The sequence below is a fragment of the Cupriavidus sp. SIMBA_020 genome (genome assembly GCF_046535395.1).
In the GTDB taxonomy this organism is placed as follows: domain Bacteria; phylum Pseudomonadota; class Gammaproteobacteria; order Burkholderiales; family Burkholderiaceae; genus Cupriavidus; species Cupriavidus campinensis.
The window spans coordinates 1-244 of sequence record NZ_JAWRWU010001434.1 but is presented as its reverse complement, the minus strand read 5'-3'; the positions used below and the strand labels follow the sequence as shown (position 1 = coordinate 244).

The following is a 244-nucleotide window of genomic DNA, read 5'->3' as shown; positions in this document are numbered from 1 at the left end:
CATCGCGCTGTCCTGCACGCGGCCGTCGAAACGCTTGATCAGGAAGCCCGCCGCGCGGCTCGCGATGTTGATGTACTTGCCGACGAGGTCGCTGTTCACGCGTGCCTGGAAGTCTTCGAGGTTCAGGTCGAGATCTTCCATCGTGCTGTTGAGCTTCGCCGCGAAGTAGTAGCGCAGCCACTCGGGGTTCAGGCCCGTCGTGACGTAGCTTTCCGCGGTGATGAAGGTGCCGCGCGACTTCGAC

The 244-nt window shown here is 62.7% G+C and carries 1 protein-coding gene; it reads right to left on the bottom strand.

Translation table 11 applies throughout. The features are described from left to right. Window positions 1-244, bottom strand: a 244-nt coding sequence (locus SB751_RS34285) for a class I tRNA ligase family protein (protein ID WP_410749531.1), incomplete at both ends; no start/stop codon positions are given.